This window comes from Streptomyces sp. NPDC107581 (genome assembly GCF_055657175.1).
The window spans coordinates 86,882-102,698 of the sequence record NZ_JBVKBH010000004.1 but is presented as its reverse complement, the minus strand read 5'-3'; the positions used below and the strand labels follow the sequence as shown (position 1 = coordinate 102,698).

17 protein-coding genes are annotated in these 15,817 nt (G+C 70.7%); 7 read left to right on the top strand and 10 right to left on the bottom strand.

Features of this window, described 5'->3' with window-relative positions:
• Positions 1–175 precede the first annotated feature (175 nt).
• A complete protein-coding gene (locus ACZ7P3_RS10430; protein ID WP_472080487.1) occupies positions 176–1,675 on the top strand; it encodes a sensor histidine kinase in 1,500 nt (499 codons plus the stop codon).
• Positions 1,676–1,866: 191 nt separating this feature from the next.
• On the opposite strand, the gene ACZ7P3_RS10425 is transcribed toward ACZ7P3_RS10430, so the two are convergent.
• Together ACZ7P3_RS10425 and ACZ7P3_RS10420 are read right to left on the bottom strand one after the other, a co-directional pair.
• Positions 1,867–2,217: a hypothetical protein gene (locus ACZ7P3_RS10425; RefSeq protein ID WP_472080486.1), complete on the bottom strand. Its 351-nt coding sequence runs from the start codon at positions 2,215–2,217 to the stop codon at positions 1,867–1,869.
• Positions 2,218–2,547: 330 nt separating this feature from the next.
• The gene (locus ACZ7P3_RS10420) at positions 2,548–3,135 is read right to left on the bottom strand and encodes a TetR/AcrR family transcriptional regulator (RefSeq protein ID WP_472080485.1); all 588 of its coding nucleotides are present in this window, start codon (positions 3,133–3,135) and stop codon (positions 2,548–2,550) included.
• A 100-nt stretch (positions 3,136–3,235) separates the two neighbouring features.
• On the opposite strand from ACZ7P3_RS10420, the gene ACZ7P3_RS10415 reads away from it, so the two are divergent.
• Entirely contained in the window at positions 3,236–4,219 is a 984-nt protein-coding gene (locus ACZ7P3_RS10415) for an aldo/keto reductase (RefSeq protein ID WP_472080484.1), read from the top strand.
• Positions 4,220–4,326: 107 nt separating this feature from the next.
• Here the strand turns inward: ACZ7P3_RS10415 and ACZ7P3_RS10410 are convergent, their stop codons facing one another.
• The 5 genes from ACZ7P3_RS10410 to ACZ7P3_RS10390 form a co-directional block, all read right to left on the bottom strand.
• Entirely contained in the window at positions 4,327–5,217 is an 891-nt protein-coding gene (locus tag ACZ7P3_RS10410; protein ID WP_472080483.1) for a glycoside hydrolase family 19 protein, read from the bottom strand.
• A gap of 472 nt (positions 5,218–5,689) precedes the next feature.
• A complete protein-coding gene (locus ACZ7P3_RS10405) occupies positions 5,690–6,748 on the bottom strand; it encodes an LLM class flavin-dependent oxidoreductase (protein WP_472081043.1) in 1,059 nt (352 codons plus the stop codon).
• On the bottom strand, positions 6,748–7,254 hold the full coding sequence (locus ACZ7P3_RS10400) for an SRPBCC family protein (RefSeq protein WP_472080482.1): 507 nt from the start codon (positions 7,252–7,254) through the stop codon (positions 6,748–6,750). The genes ACZ7P3_RS10405 and ACZ7P3_RS10400 overlap by 1 nt, the downstream gene beginning before the upstream one ends.
• 90 nt (positions 7,255–7,344) lie before the next feature.
• Complete coding sequence (locus ACZ7P3_RS10395) at positions 7,345–7,845, bottom strand: winged helix-turn-helix transcriptional regulator (protein ID WP_472080481.1); 501 nt, start codon at positions 7,843–7,845, stop codon at positions 7,345–7,347.
• A 440-nt stretch (positions 7,846–8,285) separates the two neighbouring features.
• Entirely contained in the window at positions 8,286–9,050 is a 765-nt protein-coding gene (locus tag ACZ7P3_RS10390) for an NPP1 family protein (RefSeq protein ID WP_472080479.1), read from the bottom strand.
• Positions 9,051–9,283: 233 nt separating this feature from the next.
• Between ACZ7P3_RS10390 and ACZ7P3_RS10385 the strand changes: the two genes are divergently transcribed.
• Positions 9,284–9,901 (top strand): phosphotransferase-like protein, encoded by a 618-nt coding sequence (locus ACZ7P3_RS10385; protein ID WP_472080478.1) that lies wholly within the window; start codon positions 9,284–9,286, stop codon positions 9,899–9,901.
• 152 nt (positions 9,902–10,053) lie between these two features.
• On the opposite strand, the gene ACZ7P3_RS10380 is transcribed toward ACZ7P3_RS10385, so the two are convergent.
• Positions 10,054–10,752, bottom strand: coding sequence for a helix-turn-helix transcriptional regulator (locus ACZ7P3_RS10380; protein ID WP_472081042.1), 699 nt, complete (start codon positions 10,750–10,752; stop codon positions 10,054–10,056).
• Between the two features lie 155 nt (positions 10,753–10,907).
• Here ACZ7P3_RS10380 and ACZ7P3_RS10375 point away from each other — a divergent pair, with 155 nt between their 5' ends.
• From ACZ7P3_RS10375 to pqqB, 4 genes are all read left to right on the top strand, one after another.
• Positions 10,908–11,876 carry a pyridoxal-phosphate dependent enzyme gene (locus tag ACZ7P3_RS10375; RefSeq protein WP_472080477.1) on the top strand — a complete coding sequence of 323 codons (969 nt, stop codon included), beginning with the start codon at positions 10,908–10,910 and terminating at the stop codon, positions 11,874–11,876.
• Between the two features lie 477 nt (positions 11,877–12,353).
• Positions 12,354–12,755, top strand: coding sequence for an SseB family protein (locus ACZ7P3_RS10370; protein WP_472080476.1), 402 nt, complete (start codon positions 12,354–12,356; stop codon positions 12,753–12,755).
• Between the two features lie 109 nt (positions 12,756–12,864).
• Positions 12,865–13,977, top strand: coding sequence for a hypothetical protein (locus ACZ7P3_RS10365; RefSeq protein ID WP_472080475.1), 1,113 nt, complete (start codon positions 12,865–12,867; stop codon positions 13,975–13,977).
• Positions 13,978–14,087: 110 nt separating this feature from the next.
• Entirely contained in the window at positions 14,088–14,984 is an 897-nt protein-coding gene (gene pqqB, locus ACZ7P3_RS10360; protein ID WP_472080474.1) for a pyrroloquinoline quinone biosynthesis protein PqqB, read from the top strand.
• Here the strand turns inward: pqqB and ACZ7P3_RS10355 are convergent.
• Together ACZ7P3_RS10355 and ACZ7P3_RS10350 are read right to left on the bottom strand one after the other, a co-directional pair.
• A complete protein-coding gene (locus ACZ7P3_RS10355; protein ID WP_472080473.1) occupies positions 14,981–15,379 on the bottom strand; it encodes a MarR family winged helix-turn-helix transcriptional regulator in 399 nt (132 codons plus the stop codon). The genes pqqB and ACZ7P3_RS10355 overlap by 4 nt on opposite strands.
• A gap of 73 nt (positions 15,380–15,452) precedes the next feature.
• Positions 15,453–15,803, bottom strand: a complete 351-nt coding sequence (locus tag ACZ7P3_RS10350) for a VOC family protein (RefSeq protein ID WP_472080472.1) — start codon at positions 15,801–15,803, stop codon at positions 15,453–15,455.
• Positions 15,804–15,817: the final 14 nt, after the last annotated feature.

Below are 15,817 nucleotides of genomic sequence, written 5' to 3'. Positions count from 1 at the left end.
GGGGCGTGCCTGCCCACCAGCAGGTTCTCACGGGCATCAGCGCCGAGTCGACAGCAGCCGAGGGGCCCGGCCGCGGCTCAGCGGTATGACGTTCCAGTTCGATGTCACACTTGATGGACGAACAACCGTCGACATACCGAAAGCTCAGGCGAGTCGGGCAATGGGAAGCGACGCCATGACGCATCGCCGGGTGAACGTGCTGAGCCGCCGCCGGCTGACGGGACTGCTCGCCGCCACGGCGATGGTGGCCGCGGTGACGGCCCTTCTGGACGTCCTCGAGCGGTACGTTCTGCCCCTGCATCTCATGGCGCTCTACCTGCTCGTGGTCCTGTTCGTGGCCGTGGCGTGGGGGACCGCACTCGCTGTCGTCGCATCCGTCCTGAGCGTCGCGGCGTACGTGTATCTGTTCGCCAGGCCGCGCGGGTTCGAGATCGCCGACTCGCAGACCGCCGTCGCCCTGGCCACCTTCCTCCTCACGGCGGTGGTCGTCGGACAGCTGGCGGCCCGGCTGCGGCGCACGGCTCTGGTGTCGGCGCGGCTGTCGCGGGAGCAGTCCGCGCTGCGCGAGGTCGCCACCCTCGTCGCACGGTCGTCCCGCCCGTCCCAGGTGTTCGAGGCCGCCATGCGCGAGGTGGGCCTCCTCTGCGGCGCCGATCTGGTCCGCATCGACCACTACGAGACACACGGCACCCTGCGCGGTGTGGCCGCCTGGAGCCGCCGGGGCCGGCCGGAGCCGGCGGCGGCCGGCGCGCCCGCCCTCGACGAGGCCGGTGTCGCCCACGGGATCCGGCAGACCCGCGATCCGGTCCGGATCGAAGACATCGAGAGTGCCGCCGGGCCGGTCGCCAGGGACATGCGTCCGGCGGCGGCCCGCTCGTCGGTCGGCTGCCCGGTCGTCGTGGCCGGGCACCTGTGGGGGGCGATCGTCGCGTCGAAGAAGAGCGACGAGCCCTTCCCGGCGAACACCGAGTCGCAGATCGCCGCATTCACCGATCTCGTCGCCATCGCCATCGAGAACGCCAAGGCCCATGCGGAGCTGACCGCCTCACGGGCCCGCATCGTCACCGCCGCCGACGGGGCGCGCCGCCGCATCGAGCGTGATCTGCACGACGGCGTCCAGCAGCGGCTCGTCTCGCTCCTCATCCTGCTCCACAACGCGCAGATGACGGTACCGCCGAATCTCTACGAACTCCGGACGGAGCTGCACCAGGTCGCGGACGGGCTCACGGACGCCTTCGACGAACTGCGTGAGGTGGCGCGCGGCATCCACCCCGCGATCCTGGCCCAGGGCGGCCTCGCTCCCGCGCTCAAGGCACTCGCCCGCCGCTCGGCCATCCCGGTCGACCTCGACGTGGACGTCCGGGAACGGCTGCCGGAGCGGGTCGAGGTCAGCGCGTACTACGTCGTCTCCGAGGCGGTGACGAACGCGGTGAAACACGCCCGGGCCTCGGCCGTCACCATCACCGTGGGCGCCGACTCCGAGGTGCTGCGCGTCCGCGTGCAGGACGACGGCATCGGCGGCGCCGACTTCGCCGCCGGCACCGGTCTCGTCGGCCTCAAAGACCGTGTGGAAGCACTCGACGGCACGATGTTCCTCGACAGCCCGCCCACCGCAGGGACCACCCTGAGCGCGGAGCTGCCGTTCGCGCCGGCCGACCGCGCGGAACGCGACTAGGCCGTTCACTCGTACGTGGCCCATGGCCGACCCGGCAGTCACCCGGCCGACCTTAGTGATCATCACCGGCCGAGGCAACGCCCTCGGCTGCGCTCCGGCCGCAGCTGTGATGCCGCTGCGTCCGAGGGACCGGGCGGGGCGGGAGGACGCGGGAAGGGGCCGGCTGCAGGCCGGCCCCTTCGGCGACGGGACTACCGTCCGTGGCCGCCCCCGCCGCCGCCGTGGCCGCCCCCGCCGTGGCCGCCCCCGCCGTGACCGCCGCCGTAACCGCCTCCGCCGTGGCCGCCGCCGTAACCGCCGCCATGGCCGTATCCGCCGCCGTGGTCGTAACCCCGGTTGTCGTGGTCGTAACCCCAACCGCCATGGTCGTGGCCCCAGCCGCCGTGATCGTGTCGGAAGTCGACGTAACTGACGTCGTAACCATGGTGGTGGTCATGGTGATGACCAGCGCTCATCGGCGCGGCGACAGCCGACGTGGCGGCACCTCCCAGTGCCAGGACGAGACCCGCAAGAGCAGCCAGAGGCCATTTGGCAATACGCATGATCAATCTCCTGAGTGGATCGAAACCGGGAGCGCGTCGAAGAGGACGCGCACGGAAGAGGGGCCGTCAGGCTGTGGACCTGGTATGCGCTTTGGACGGGCAGGGCAGATGCGGATGACGCACGGACCTCTGCCTTACGAATGTCCCTTTTGATACCTTTTCCGTGGTTTCAACGCTGCCTCCGAGAGAGGGCGGGGACAACCCTGGAAGCCGGAAACCGCTCTACCGGCCAGCGGTAATCCCCCTCGTCCTTCGCGGCACGCGGGAGGGTGAGCCGGGCGGACCGTGCGACGGATCCGTCACGTGCCCGGGCTCGCGCCGGTGGCGCTGCTACTCGCTCGTGGCCCTCGGCTCGCTGATCCGGCGGGCGGCCTCGACGACGGCCGCGCGGTGGAGGGCCAGCCGCTCGGCCGACCAGGACGGCCACGCCCCCTCCTCGCCGGCGCCCTCGGTGGCCCAGAACCACGCCTGGGCCACGGAGAGGACCATGGCCAGCAGGTCGCCCGGCTCGATTTCCGGAGAGAGACGGCCGTGCTGCTGGGCGGAGGCCACTTCGGCGGCCTTGCGGCTGTAGGCGTCCGGTTCGAGGCCGGTGGCGGAGGGGCGCTCCAGGAGCTTCCACAGACGCAGGCGCATGAGGTCCGGCCGGGCGACGAGGTGGTCGAAGATCGCGCCCGCGTACCCCGGCAGGTCCTCGACGTCGAACGGCACCGATTCGGCACCCGCCGTCAGGGCCCGCTGCAGCACCTCGTCGAACAGCTGTTCCTTGTTGCCGAAGTAGACGTAGATCAGCCGCTTGTTCACGCCCGCGGTCTCGGCGATCCGGTCCACCCGGGCCCCGGCGATGCCGTAGGCGGCGAATTCGCTGAAGGCGGCGTCGAGCAGCCGGGCCTTGGTGGCGCTGGAGTCGCGTGTCATGTCCGTCACCCTAGCAAGTAACTATCTAGTTATTGACACTGGTGGCCGCCGGGTCTACGGTATGTATCTATCCAGTTAGTTATGGAATGGAGCAACCCTCATGGAACACCGCGCACTGGGCAGCCAGGGCCTGATCGTCGGCACCCAGGGCCTCGGCTGCATGGGCATGAGCGCCTTCTACGGCGCCACCGACGAGACCGAGTCACTGGCCACCGTCGACCGCGCGCTGGAGCTGGGCGTCACCCTGCTGGACACCGCCGAGAGCTACGGCCCGTTCGTCAACGAGCAGCTCGTCGGCAAGGCGCTGGCCGGGCGCCGGGATGCCGCCGTCCTCGCCACCAAGACGGGTGTCGAGATCACCGACGACGGCCGCCCGCTCGGCCTCAACGGCCGGCCGGAGTATGTGCGCCGGGCGCTCGAACGCTCCCTGCGGCACCTTGGCACCGATCACGTCGACCTCTATTACCTGCACCGCATCGACCCCGAGGTGCCGGTCGAGGAGAGCGTCGGCGCGCTGGCCGAACTGGTCGCCGAGGGCAAGGTCCGCCACATCGGTGTGTGTGAGGCGTCCGCCCCGACGATCCGGCGTGCCCACGCCGTGCACCCGCTCACTGCGGTGCAGACCGAGTACTCGCTCTTCGAGCGCGACATCGAGCACAACGGTGTGCTCGACACCCTGCGGGAACTGGGGATCGGCCTGGTCGCGTACTCCCCGCTGGGGCGCGGCTTCCTGTCCGGCGCCATCACCAGCCCCCAGGACTTCGCCGAGGACGACTGGCGCCGCACCGACCCGCGCTTCCAGGGTGAGAACTTCGACCGCAACCTCGACGTCGTCCGCGAGGTCCGCCGCATCGCCTCGGCCAAGGAGGTCACGCCCTCCCAGCTGGCCCTCGCCTGGGTCCAGCACCAGGGCGCGGTCGCCATCCCCGGCACCAAGCGCCGCCGTTACCTGGAGGAGAACGCCGCCGCGACCGGGGTGAACCTCACCGCCGAGGACATCGCGGCGATCGAGGCGGTCGCTCCCCACGGTGTGGTGACCGGTGACCGCTACGCACCCGAGTTCATGGGGATGCTCAACGGCTGAGCGCCCGCCGGGCCGTGGTCACCGGAGCCGGTTCCGGCATCGGGGTCGAGACGGCCCGGGCGCCCGCCGCGGCAGGAGCCGGTGCCGGGCCGTTCGACAGGTGTTGATCAGCAGTAGAGGTTGTTGCCCGCCGAGGTGCCCAGGATCTGTACGAAGCGCTGGTAGGCATCGACCCGGCTCTGCACCTGTGCGGGGTTCTTGCCGTCGCACTCCAGGGAGCCGTTGATGCTGCGGATCGTCTGGCCGAATCCGACGCCGTTGACCATCGCGTTGTGGGGCGTCATCGTGCCGGGTCCGGACTGCGTGTTCCAGTACCAGAGCCCCGTCTTCCAGGCGACGGATGGATCGGTCTGCACGAGATTGGGGTTGTTGAGCAGATCGATGCCGAGCGCGTCGCCCGCCGCCTTGTAGTTGAAGTTCCAGCTGATCTGGAGGGGGCCGCGGCCGTAGTACGCGGACTGGCCGGCCGGGCAGCCGTAGGGCTGGCTCCAGTCGCAGTAGTGCGGGTAGTTGGCCGTGTTCTGTTCCACCACGTACACCAGCCCGCCGGTCTCGTGGCTGACGTTGGCGAGGAAGGCCGCGGCCTCCTGCTTCTTGACGGTGTCGCTGCCGGTGTTGGTGAATCCCGGGTAGGCGCTCAGCGCGGCCACGAGTCCGGTGTAGGTGTAGAAGGGATTCCGGTTCGGGAACATCTGGTTGAACTGCGCTTCATTCACGACGAAGCTGCCCGAGGGGTCGGTGGAGCCGCCGTCGCAGCCGTAGGGATCCCAGTACCAGGTGCTGATGGTCGGGTCGTAGCCCGGGTTGTCGTGCTCTGCGATGTAGGCCTTGCCGTCGGTGTACCGGACGATGTCGCCGGTGACGTAGGACTTGCCGGCCGTCCAGCTCGGGTAGCTCGAGCAGGCCGCGGCGGAAGCTCCTGCGGCCGGCAGCAGCACCGGTGCGGCGGTACCGACCACGATCGCGGCCAGGAATGCGGAGAGGCGGCGCTTCGACACGGGGTCAACTCCTTTGCGGAGTCAGGCTGCACCGGACGCAGGGCGGCGTCTTGCACGCACGTTCCGACGGTGTCGGGCACGGGGTCCGGGCAGATGCGGTGGGGGTGTGGAGCCACACTCAACCGCTTTGGTATGTACCAGTCAAGGGTGTAGACCAGTCGGATCTGACAACGTTGGCAGGGGCCGCCGCGGCCCCACCGGTCACGCCGCTGGACTTTTCACCACGAACGGCAGGGGGCCGCGGCAGCCGAGACGGCCGCGGCGGCACCCGCGTAGAGCCGGAATCCGCATCGGGTCGGTTTCTGCACCGGTCCGGCATTCGCATCGGGCCGGAATCCATATCGGGTCGCTATCCGTGCCGGGCCGGTATCCATATCGGGTCGCTATCCGTGCCGGGCCGGTATCCATATCGGGCCGGTATCCGCACCGGTCCGGCACCGGCGCTGGGCCGGTGCCGGAGTGAAGTCCCGGTTCAGGATGCGCCGTCGGTGTCCCGCACCAGTTCGATCGCCCTGGCCAGGGTGGTGAGACGGGCCTCCAGGGTCTCCCCGGCCGGGTAGAGGCGTACGGTGTCGACGCCGGCCTCGCGCCACACCCGGAGCCGCTCGCGCACCATGGTCTCCGTACCGATCAGCGTGGTGCCCAGCACCATCTCGTCGGTCACCAGGGCCGCCGCGCCGTCCCGGTCACCGGCCTGCCACCGCTCGCGGACCTCGGCGGCGACCTCGGCCCAGCCCTGACGGCTGTACGCGTTGTTGTAGAAGTTGGTCGACGCGGATCCCATGCCGCCCAGGCTGAAGGCCAGTTCCTTCTTGCGCCCGGCGATCATCGCGGCGAGTGCGTCCTCGTCGGGGGCGAAGGCGACCTCGGCGCCCTGGCAGACGTCCAGGGCGGCACGCGTCCGGCCGCTGCGCGCCAGGCCGTCGTCGAGGTGGGCGAAGTAGGCCTCGCCGGCACCCTCGGGTACGAAACTGGTGCCGAGCCAGCCGTCGGCGACTTCACCGGTCAGCCGCAGCATGGCAGGGGACAACGCGGCCAGATAGACGGGGACCTGGTGCTCGGCCCGCGCGGAGAGCCGCATCGGTACTGCTTCGCTGCCGGGCCGTGGGATGGTGAACTCCGCGCCGGAATAGGAGAGTTTGCCGCCGTCGAGCAGTCGCTGGACGATCTCGACGGTTTCCCGCATACGCCGCAGCGGCCGGGCGAAGGCGACCCCGTGCAGCCCCTCGATCACTTGCGGGCCCGAGGCGCCCAGGCCGAGCAGGAAGCGCCCGCCGGACAGGTTGGACAGCGTGATGGCGGTCTGTGCGACGGCGGCCGGGGTGCGCGTGCCCAGCTGCATGACAGCGGATCCCAGCAGCATCCGGTCCGTGAGCGCGGCGTAGTAGCCCAGCGCGGAGGGAGCGTCGGAGCCCCATGCCTCGGCGACCCAGCAGATGTCCAGGCCCACTTTTTCCGCCTCGACGACGAAGTCCGCCTGCTGGGCCCAGTTCCCGTCACCCGAGGCCTCGACCGTGGTGGCCGTGCGCATCATGCCTCCGCCCGCTTCTTGATCTGCGCAAGGGTCGAGGCGATGTTCCGCTCGAACTCGCGCAGCCGTACGAACACGATTTTCTGCTCTTTCTCCGGCATGCTGTCGATCGCGACGGAGAGCCCGGAGCGGCCCGGGCCCAGCTGCATCCACTGCGACAGCTCCGTCCCGCCGTCCTGGGGCCGAAGGCGGAAACGCCAGATCGCGGCGGGCAGGGCGGGGTCCTCCACCGCCCAGGCGAAAACCAGTCCGGGCTCGTACTCGATCACATGCGAGGTGGTCGACCACTCTCCGAACGACTGGTGTCTGCTGTGGCCGACGAACCTGGCGCCCACGGTCGGCCCCTCGGCACCGTCGAGCCATTCGACCGACTGGAGTTCCTCACTCATGGCCGGCATCAGGGCGATGTCGCTCACCAGCGACCACACCCGCTCCGGCGGGGCTTCGATCCAGGTCCGTACCTCGACCGTGGGTCTGTCCGCGTAACGCGCGCCCGTCCACTCCACGTCCGTCGGCCTCCTTGCCGTCCAGGGATGTGACCGTCAGAGTTGCGTCGTAAGACTTACCTGTCAAGGGGCGGTGTGCCGAGGTCGTGATCAGTCCGTGCCGAACCGGCGCCGCACATCCGGCCGGCGCTTGAGCCGTTCCGGGTACCCGGGGCCCATCCGCATCGAGGTCTCCTGTGCCACCAGGGGTCTGCGGCAGGCGGAACACACCACCTCGGCAGTGGTGTCGTGGTCGCACGCGTCGTGGTGGAACACCACCGGGACGCCTTCCTCGCCCGCCAGCCAGCGGTCGCCCCACCGGGACATCGCGGCCAGCACGGTGAACAGGTCGCGGCCCTTCTCCGTGAGGACGTAGTCGTAGCGAGGCGGCTCGTTCTCGTAGAGCCGCTTCTCCAGCACGCCCTCGTCCACCAGGCGGCGCAGCCGGTCGGTCAGGGTGTTGCGCGCGATGCCCAGCTCCTGCTGGAACTCGTCGAAGCGGCGGATGCCGTAGAACGCCTCCCGTACGACGAGAGGCGTCCAGTGGTCACCCAGCAGGTCAAGGGCTCGCGCGATGGAGCACGGCCAGTTGGCGAACGTCGTCCGTTTCATGTTCCCGATGATAGAGAGTTTCGGGAAGAAACCCAGCTGGTGAATATCAGCACTGCACTGCACTGCATTGCATTGCATTGCACTGCACTGCGATGACGATCAGCGTCCGCCGACAGCGACAGCGACAGCGACAGCGACAGCGGCAGCGGCAGCGGCAGCGGCAGCGGCAGCGGCAGCGGCAGCGGCAGCGACGGCGACAGCGGCAGTGGCAGCGACGGCGGCTGGGGGCATGGGTGGACGGCGGCGCATGGCTGATCGTGGACGGCGAGCGAGTCGACTGGATCTACCGCGATCTGGGCCGGGTGTACGGAATCTGGGAACGCCCGGTGGGAGGCCGTTCATCCTGCCCGCGCCCGCGCCCGCCTGCCGGGCAGGCGCGCCGAAGAGGCGTGCCGGGCAGGCGGGCCTTCGTGTGCGGTGAACGCCCGCCCGTCCGCGCGTCAGGCGTTCGGATCGAAGGGGATGCCGGAGGGCATCGAGTGCGCGAGGGCGTACGCGAAGTCGCCGTCCTTGATCTTGATGGTGGCGGCGCCGAAGTCGGCGTTCATGAGCTTGTCGCGATAGCCGGCCGGGTAGCCGTTCCAGCCCACGAGGCGCGGGTAGAACCACCCGCCGGTCGCGTTCTCCGGAGGCTCGTCGTTGGTGTTGGCGAAGCGGAAGTCGTGGGTGGACGCCCCGTCCTTGTGGTAGACGATCTTCGGGTGCGTACCGTCGAAGCGGACCGAGGAACGGCCGGCCACCTGGTAGCCGGTGTGCTGGGACACCGAGACGTACTGGACCTCGTTGTTGTTGATCCACACCACGACGTGCTCCCAGTCGTGGGTGTGGCCGATGGCCGCCGGGCCCAGGGTGGCCTGGTCCTTCTCGAAGTAGCTGGCGTACATCACCGCGCACCAGCCGTTGTTGCACTTCTCCCGTGAGTAGGTGTTGGCGTTGGCCAGCTGGGCGTAGTCGTGGCAGTGCCCGTTGACGTCGCCGCCGAGTTTCAGACCGGGGTTGAGGGTCCCGTCGGCTCCGATGGCGGCGGTGGCGTAGCAGCCGTCGCCGTCGTAGTCGTAGGCGGGGGAGAAGGTCTGCTCCAGACCGTCGGCGTTCTGCGGCAGCAACTGCAGGACGGAGGCGTGAGCCTGGGCCGGCAGCGCCACGACGAGGGCCAACGCACCGAGGACGGCGCCCAGTTGGGCGGTGGACAACACCTTGCGCATGTCAACTCCTCACTCGTGGGCGAACGTAGAGGCCCGGCCCACTTTCGTCAAGAGGTGAATTAAGCGGCCGGGGGCGTCTGGTGCCGGTGTAGCGACGGCAGCTGCTCCGCACCCCCTGCCCAGCCGCCTGCGGACGGTGCGACCGCGGTGGCGGGAGTTCACTCGACGTGCGCCATGCGATGATCGTGGAGCCTGTACCGAGTCAGGAGCCTGGTGAACGAAAGGACCATGACATGGCGACCGAGACGCGCCCGGCAACGGCCGACCCGGAGCATACGCGGATCCCCGACACCGCCGCCGGAGGCACGGTCATCCTGCTCAACGGCACCTCCAGCTCCGGCAAGTCCAGCATCGCCCGGGCGCTCCTCGACCTGCTCGACGGCATCTGGTTCCACATGCCCGTCGACGCCTTTCACGCCATGCGCTGCGACCACTCCATCGCCGACGAGGACCTCCAGGCGGAGATCGACCGCACCGCCAAGGGCTTCCACCGCGCGGTCGCCGGCATGGCCGCCGCCGGCAACAACATCGTCGTGGACCATCCGCTCAGCCGCCGCTGGCGACTGCTGGACCTGCTCGATCTGCTCGTGCCCGACGACACGGTCCTGGTCGCCGTCCGCTGCCCCCTGTCCGAACTCGAACGCCGTGAGCGGGAGCGCGGCGACCGGCAACCGGGTCTTGCCGCCCTGCAGTTCGACCAGGTGCACTCCCACGGGCCGCACGACCTCGACGTGGACACCAGCCTGCTGTCCCCGCGGGAGTGCGCCCTGCGTATCCGGGACTTCCTGGCGGACCGGTCACGGCCCACCGCCTTCGCGGAGCTTCGGCAGACCTTCCGGGAGCGGGACTGACCCCGTCGGCCGCGCGCCCCTGCCGGCCCGGTTCTGCCGGGCCGGTTCTGCCGGGCCGGTCCTGCGCGGGTGTGCCGCGCACCGTCGTGCGGTTCCCGAAGGACACGCCTCGTGCGTACCCGCTGACACCGGCCTCTCCGGACGGTCCCCGTTCAGCCGGTGCCGTCGGTGTTCCGGGCGGCCGCCAGGTAGTTGTAGGCCGAGGCTCGTGAGATGCCGAGCCGCACGGCGACCTGCTGGACCGCGCCGCGTACGGCGAACACACCACGCCGGTCCAGATCGCGGAACAGGTCCAGCCGCTCGGCGCGGCCGAGGTGCGCCCAGGTCTTGGTGCTGCTGAGCTGACGGGCGTCCACGATGGCGTCGACGACCGCACCGATGTCGTCGCCGAACGTGGTGGTCGGCAGGCCCGCCGGGGCTCCGGCGACACCGGCCAGCTCACCCACCAGTGCGTGCACTTGGCTGATCGCGGTGACGTCGAGATTGACGCACAGGGCGCCGAACACCGCGCCGGTGGAATCGCGCAGCGGCATCGTGGAGGATTTGAGCAGCTTTCCGTCCTGCGTGCGCGTGAGGTAGTTCAGCTCGTCGCGCGCCTCGTCGCCGCGCGCCAGGAGCTTCATGCCGATCTCGCTCATCGATCCGCCGACCCCTCGCCCGGTCACCGACCCGGCGAGGGCCACGACGGAGTTCTCCGGGCGGCGGAAGTCGTGGATCACCACCTCGCAGCAGGATCCGAAGGTGGCGGCGATCCCGTCGATCACCGGTGTGAGAGCGGCGATCACCGCGTCCTGCTCGTCGCCGGCCCCGTCGGTCCGGGCCCGTGCAGCCGTCGCCCGCGCGTCCGTCATCCGCTCGTCTCCGCTCTCGGCAGGCACTCTGGACTCTTCGTCCACATGATAGACAATGATTCTAAGGAAGTTCCCGGATTCCAGGGGTACCCGGCGGTCCCGCGGCAGGCAGACCTCCCGCGCGGGGCCTGCCGTGCCCAGAACGGAGTACGTACATGCCCCACAGCCAGCCCGTGACGCTCCAGGACGTCCAGGAGGCCGCGCAGCGCATCAAGGGCGTCGCCCACCGCACTCCCGTCCTGCGCTCGCGCACCCTCGACGAACTCGTCGGCGCCGAGGTCCACATCAAGTGCGAGAACCTGCAGCGCATGGGCGCGTTCAAGTTCCGCGGCGCCTACCACGCCCTGTCCCGGCTGTCCGCCGAGCAGCTGGCCAAGGGTGTCGCGGCGTACTCCTCCGGCAACCATGCACAGGCCATCGCCCTCGCCGCCCGCGAATTCGGCACCACTGCCGTGATCCTGATGCCCGAGGACACCCCGCGCTCCAAGCTCGAGGCCACCGCCGGCTATGGCGCGGAGATCGTCACCTACGACCGCTACACCGGCGACCGGGTGGCGATCGGCGAGGCGCTCGCCGCCGACCGGGGTCTCGTCCTCGTGCCTCCGTACGAGCACCCGCACATCATCGCGGGACAGGGCACGGCCGCCCTGGAACTCATCGAGGAAGCGGGCGAGTTGGACGCCCTGGTCGTGCCCGTCGGGGGCGGCGGCCTGATCGCGGGCAGCGCGGTAGCCGCCAAGGGGCTGGTGCCGGGCATCCGTGTCATCGGCGTCGAACCGGAGGCCGGTGACGACACCAAGCGGTCCCTGGAGGCGGGCCACCGGGTCGCCATCCCGGTCCCGCGCACCATCGCGGACGGCCAGGCGGCCGACATTCCCGGCGAACTCACCTTCTCCCTCAACAGGCTGCTGGTGGACGGTATTTCGCTGGTCAGCGACGACCAGATCCGGGACGCGATGCGGTTCGCCTTCGAGCGTCTGAAGACGGTGGTGGAACCGAGCGGCGCCAGCGCCCTGGCCGCTCTGGTGGCCCACCGGGTCGATCCGCTCCCGCGCCGGGTCGGCGTCATCCTGTCCGGCGGCAACGTGAGCGCGGAGCGGTTCGCCGAGCTGCTCAAGGGCTGAATTCCCCCGGGCCGCCGGGACCGTGGGGAAGGGCCACCCGGATCGCGGGGAAGGGCCGCCGGGACCGTGGGGAAGGGGCGTCGGGACCGCGCGAAAGGGGCGTCGGGACCGCGCGAAAGGAAGGGAAGGGAAAGGACGGGACGGGATCGTGGGAAGGGAAAGGAAAGGCGCACGCCGGTCACATACCGGCCGCGCGTCCTTCGCGGGCGCGGATCCACCGGGCTGCCCGGTCCGGCTGGAGGCGCACGGCCCTCCCGGCCTTCCCCGGTGGAGCACGCCGTCGGTCCGCTCCTCCGCGACCAGGTGCGGCCGGCCCCAGCCTTCGGCTGATCCCCCGGTCAGCCCCCCGGATCCGGCCTGCGCCGGGTGCGAGCCGGACACGCATGCCCTGGACCGCAAGGGGTACGCGAGGCGAGAGTGCGCCGGGCGCCTGCCCGCGCGTGCAGCCGTACGACCGCCGCTACCTGGGGATCTGCCATGGAGACACCCGCATACGACGACCACCTTCCGACGCCGGCCCAGCAGGCGCTCGACGCGCTGGCCGTGAACGCCGAGGACCAGACGGCCCTGGACACCCTCGCCCACAGCGATGTGCTCGTCCCGGTGCCGGACGACGCGGTGGACGGGGAAGGCGCCGGTGCCTCGACGGTCGCCCTGCCCATCCTCGAACAGGCCGACGGCGACGCGGTCGTCCCCGTGTTCACCTCGGAAGGGACGATGGCCGAGCTGCTCCCGTTCGTCTCCCGCTACCGCCTGGTGCCGCTCGGCGCCCTGGCCTCGCAGTGGCCCGACGACGACCTCTCACTGGCGATAGACGGCAACTCCTCCCACGGCCTGACGCTCACGTCCCAGGGGGTCCGCACGCTGCTGGCGCGGTGAGCCGCAGCCCACCCGAGGAGGCGCGGGGGACCGCGCGGGAGACCGAAACGCGCACCGGCAGCCGTCCACGAACCGGAAGTCCCACCCCCATGGGCGACAAGATGTCCCCATGCAATGGATCTCCGGCGTAGCAGGCGGACTGGTACTGGTGCTGGTCCTGACCAGCATCCTCCGCACCCTCGTGGTGCCCCGCGGCCTCTACTCCTCGCTGGTGTTCCGCCTGTGGTGGCTGCTGCGCAGGCTCCTGCGGCTCACCGCCCCGCGCGGCGGATACGACGCCATCGACCGGGCCCAGACCTGGCTCGCACCGCTGATGCTGATCGGTATGCTCGCCAGCTGGCTCGGCGGGGCCCTGCTCGGCTTCGGCCTGCTGCTGTACGCGGTGTCCCCGCTGTCCTGGGCCACCGCCTTCCGCGAGGCGGGCTCCAGCCTCTTCACGCTCGGCTTCGCCAGTGGCGCCCGGCTGAACCTGTCGGTGCTCGACTTCCTTGCCGCCGCCACCGGCCCGGTCCTGATCGCCCTGCAGATCGCCTACCTGCCCACCCTCTACGGCGCCTACAACCGCCGTGAACTGGAGGTCACCCTGCTGCAGGCCCGGGCCGGCGAGCCCGCCTGGGGCCCGGAGATCCTCGCCCGGCAGTGGCTGGTCGACACCGAGACCGCACTGCCCGCGCTGTACCGCGCCTGGGAACGTCTCGCCTCGGACATGGGCGAGAGCCACTCCACCTATCCGATCCTGCTGACCTTCCGCTCGCCGCGCCCGCACCGCAGCTGGCTGGTCGGGCTCATCGCCGTCATGGACGCGGCCGCCCTGCAGCTGGCGCTCGACCCGCGGCTCGCCCCGCCGGAGGCCCGTCTCGTGCTGCGCGCCGGGTTCACCGCCCTGCGGGACATCGCCCGAGCCCTGCGCATCCCCTTCGACCCGGACCCGTCGCCGGGCAGTCCGATCCTGCTGGCCTTCGCCGAGTTCGACGAGGCGGTGGCCATGCTGGGGGCGGCCGGCTTCCGGGCGGAGCGGACCCCGAAGGAGGCCTGGCCGCACTTCCAGGGCTGGCGGGTCAACTACGAGTCGATCGCCTACGAGCTGTGCCGCCGCTGCGACGCGGTGCCCGGTCTGTGGACCGGACCGCGCGACTTCTCCGGCGGGCCCATCCCGCCGGACCGCCCGGAGGACCGGCGGCCCGGCGCAGGACGGCCGGAACTGCCCCCCGTCTCCGAGTAGTCACTCCGCCTTCCGGCGGGAAGATCCCAGCGGAAGGGCCGGGCGAGAAGTCCGGGCGAGAAGTCCGGGCGGAAGGTCCGGGCGAAGATCCGGTGCGCGCGAAGGAGCCGATGATCGTGAGGGTCGTCCTGCTGGGCACCGCCGCCGGAGGCGGCTTCCCGCAGTGGAACTGCGCCTGCGCGCTGTGCGCGGCCGCCCGGGACGGCGAACTGCCGTCCCGTACCCAGGAGTGCGCCGCCGTCACCGGCAACGGGCGCGACTGGTGGCTGCTCAACGCCTCGCCCGATCTGCGTGCCCAGCTCACCGCCACCCGCGCCCTGTGGCCCGGCCCAGGAGCCCGGGACACCCCGCTGCGCGGCGTGCTGCTCACCGACGCGGAGGCCGACCACGTCACGGGACTCACCGAGCTGCGCGGGGCGGCGGGCCTGAAGGTCTACGCGGCCCCGCCCGTCCGTGCCGTGCTCGCCCCCGCACGCGCCGCACTGGATCGCTACGCGTCCTGGGAGTGGGCCGACAGCCTGGCAGCCGGCGGCTTCGTGCTGGCCGGCGGCCTGGTCGTCACGGCCCACCCCGTGGGCACCAAGATCCCGAAGTACGTACCGGCGCCGGCACCGTCACCCGAGGCCGCGTGGGTGACGGCGTACCGCGTGGAGGACCTGGCCAGCGGGGGAGTGCTGGTGTACGCGCCCTGCGTCGGAGCCTGGAGTCCCGTCCTGGAGGACCTGTGCACGGAGGCCGACTGTGTGCTGCTGGACGGCACTTTCTTCGCCGCCGACGAGATGGGCACGGCGGTGCGGACCGGTGCCGGTCAGGCCGCGATGGGGCATCTGCCGGTCCTCGGCCGCCGTGGGTCACTGGCGGCCCTGGCCCGCCATCCCGGGCCGCGCCGGATCTACACCCACCTCAACAACACCAATCCGCTGCTCGATCCGGCCTCACCGGCCCGCGCGCGGGTGGCCGAGCAGGGGGTGGAGGTCCTGCCGGACGGGACGGAGCTGGTCCTCTAGCCGGCCCGTTCGGCCAGCATGCGCTCCAGCACCGCCCGTTGCAGGGGCAGTACCTCGGTGTACAGCTCGCGGCCCTTGTGCGTGAGCGCGACCCACACGCCACGCCGGTCCTCCGCACACACCGAGCGCTCGACCAGGCCCTCCTTCTCCAGGCGGCCGATCAGCCGGGAGAGTGCGCTCTGGCTGAGATGGACCCGTCCCACCAGGTTCTGCACCCGGCACTGGTCGCCCTGCGCGGGCGACTCGGTCGCCAGGAGGTCCAGCACCTCGAAATCGCTGGCGCCCAGTCCGTGCGGGTGCAGGACCCGGTCGATCTCGCACATCGTGTGCGCGTGCACCGAGAGGATGTCCCGCCAGCGCTCCTCGAGCCGGGTGTCGGCCGTCTTGACTGCCATACCCGCACCGTAGCACCGATTCAGCCAATCGTTGAGTGTGCAACTAGTGCGGGCGCAAGCGGGTGCCCGGAGCTCAGACGGCCGGGTCCTGGAGAAGGCCGATCAGGTTGCCGTCGGGGTCCTTCACGGAGGCGACCAGCCTTCCGTTGCCGACGTCCCGCACGTCCTGGAGCACCTCCGCACCCGCCTCGACCAGGGCCGCGAGCCGGTCCCGAAGATCGGTGACGTGCCAGAACGGCACCGGTCCGGTCAGGCCCTGCGCGTGCCCGTTCGGGTCGAGCCCGACATCCTGTCCGGCTGCCTTGAAACCGATGTAGTACGGCTCGTCGGCGTACGGCTCGACGCCCAGCAGGGCGGTGAACAGAGCCTTGGCCGCCTTCGCGTCCTTCACGGGGTAGATGATCGTCTGCAGGCCGGCGGTCATGCGACTCACTCCTT

Bases quoted from the DNA above. Each gene is read 5' to 3' on its own strand.
- ACZ7P3_RS10430 (WP_472080487.1), top strand. From the start codon at position 176: ATGACGCATCGCCGGGTGAACGTGCTGAGCCGCCGCCGGCTGACGGGA.
- ACZ7P3_RS10425 (WP_472080486.1), bottom strand. From the start codon at position 2,217: ATGCGTATTGCCAAATGGCCTCTGGCTGCTCTTGCGGGTCTCGTCCTG.
- ACZ7P3_RS10420 (WP_472080485.1), bottom strand. From the start codon at position 3,135: ATGACACGCGACTCCAGCGCCACCAAGGCCCGGCTGCTCGACGCCGCC.
- ACZ7P3_RS10415 (WP_472080484.1), top strand. From the start codon at position 3,236: ATGGAACACCGCGCACTGGGCAGCCAGGGCCTGATCGTCGGCACCCAG.
- ACZ7P3_RS10405 (WP_472081043.1), bottom strand. From the start codon at position 6,748: ATGCGCACGGCCACCACGGTCGAGGCCTCGGGTGACGGGAACTGGGCC.
- ACZ7P3_RS10395 (WP_472080481.1), bottom strand. From the start codon at position 7,845: ATGAAACGGACGACGTTCGCCAACTGGCCGTGCTCCATCGCGCGAGCC.
- ACZ7P3_RS10390 (WP_472080479.1), bottom strand. From the start codon at position 9,050: ATGCGCAAGGTGTTGTCCACCGCCCAACTGGGCGCCGTCCTCGGTGCG.
- ACZ7P3_RS10385 (WP_472080478.1), top strand. From the start codon at position 9,284: ATGGCGACCGAGACGCGCCCGGCAACGGCCGACCCGGAGCATACGCGG.
- ACZ7P3_RS10380 (WP_472081042.1), bottom strand. From the start codon at position 10,752: ATGACGGACGCGCGGGCGACGGCTGCACGGGCCCGGACCGACGGGGCC.
- ACZ7P3_RS10375 (WP_472080477.1), top strand. From the start codon at position 10,908: ATGCCCCACAGCCAGCCCGTGACGCTCCAGGACGTCCAGGAGGCCGCG.
- ACZ7P3_RS10370 (WP_472080476.1), top strand. From the start codon at position 12,354: ATGGAGACACCCGCATACGACGACCACCTTCCGACGCCGGCCCAGCAG.
- ACZ7P3_RS10365 (WP_472080475.1), top strand. From the start codon at position 12,865: ATGCAATGGATCTCCGGCGTAGCAGGCGGACTGGTACTGGTGCTGGTC.
- pqqB (WP_472080474.1), top strand. From the start codon at position 14,088: ATGATCGTGAGGGTCGTCCTGCTGGGCACCGCCGCCGGAGGCGGCTTC.
- ACZ7P3_RS10355 (WP_472080473.1), bottom strand. From the start codon at position 15,379: ATGGCAGTCAAGACGGCCGACACCCGGCTCGAGGAGCGCTGGCGGGAC.
- ACZ7P3_RS10350 (WP_472080472.1), bottom strand. From the start codon at position 15,803: ATGACCGCCGGCCTGCAGACGATCATCTACCCCGTGAAGGACGCGAAG.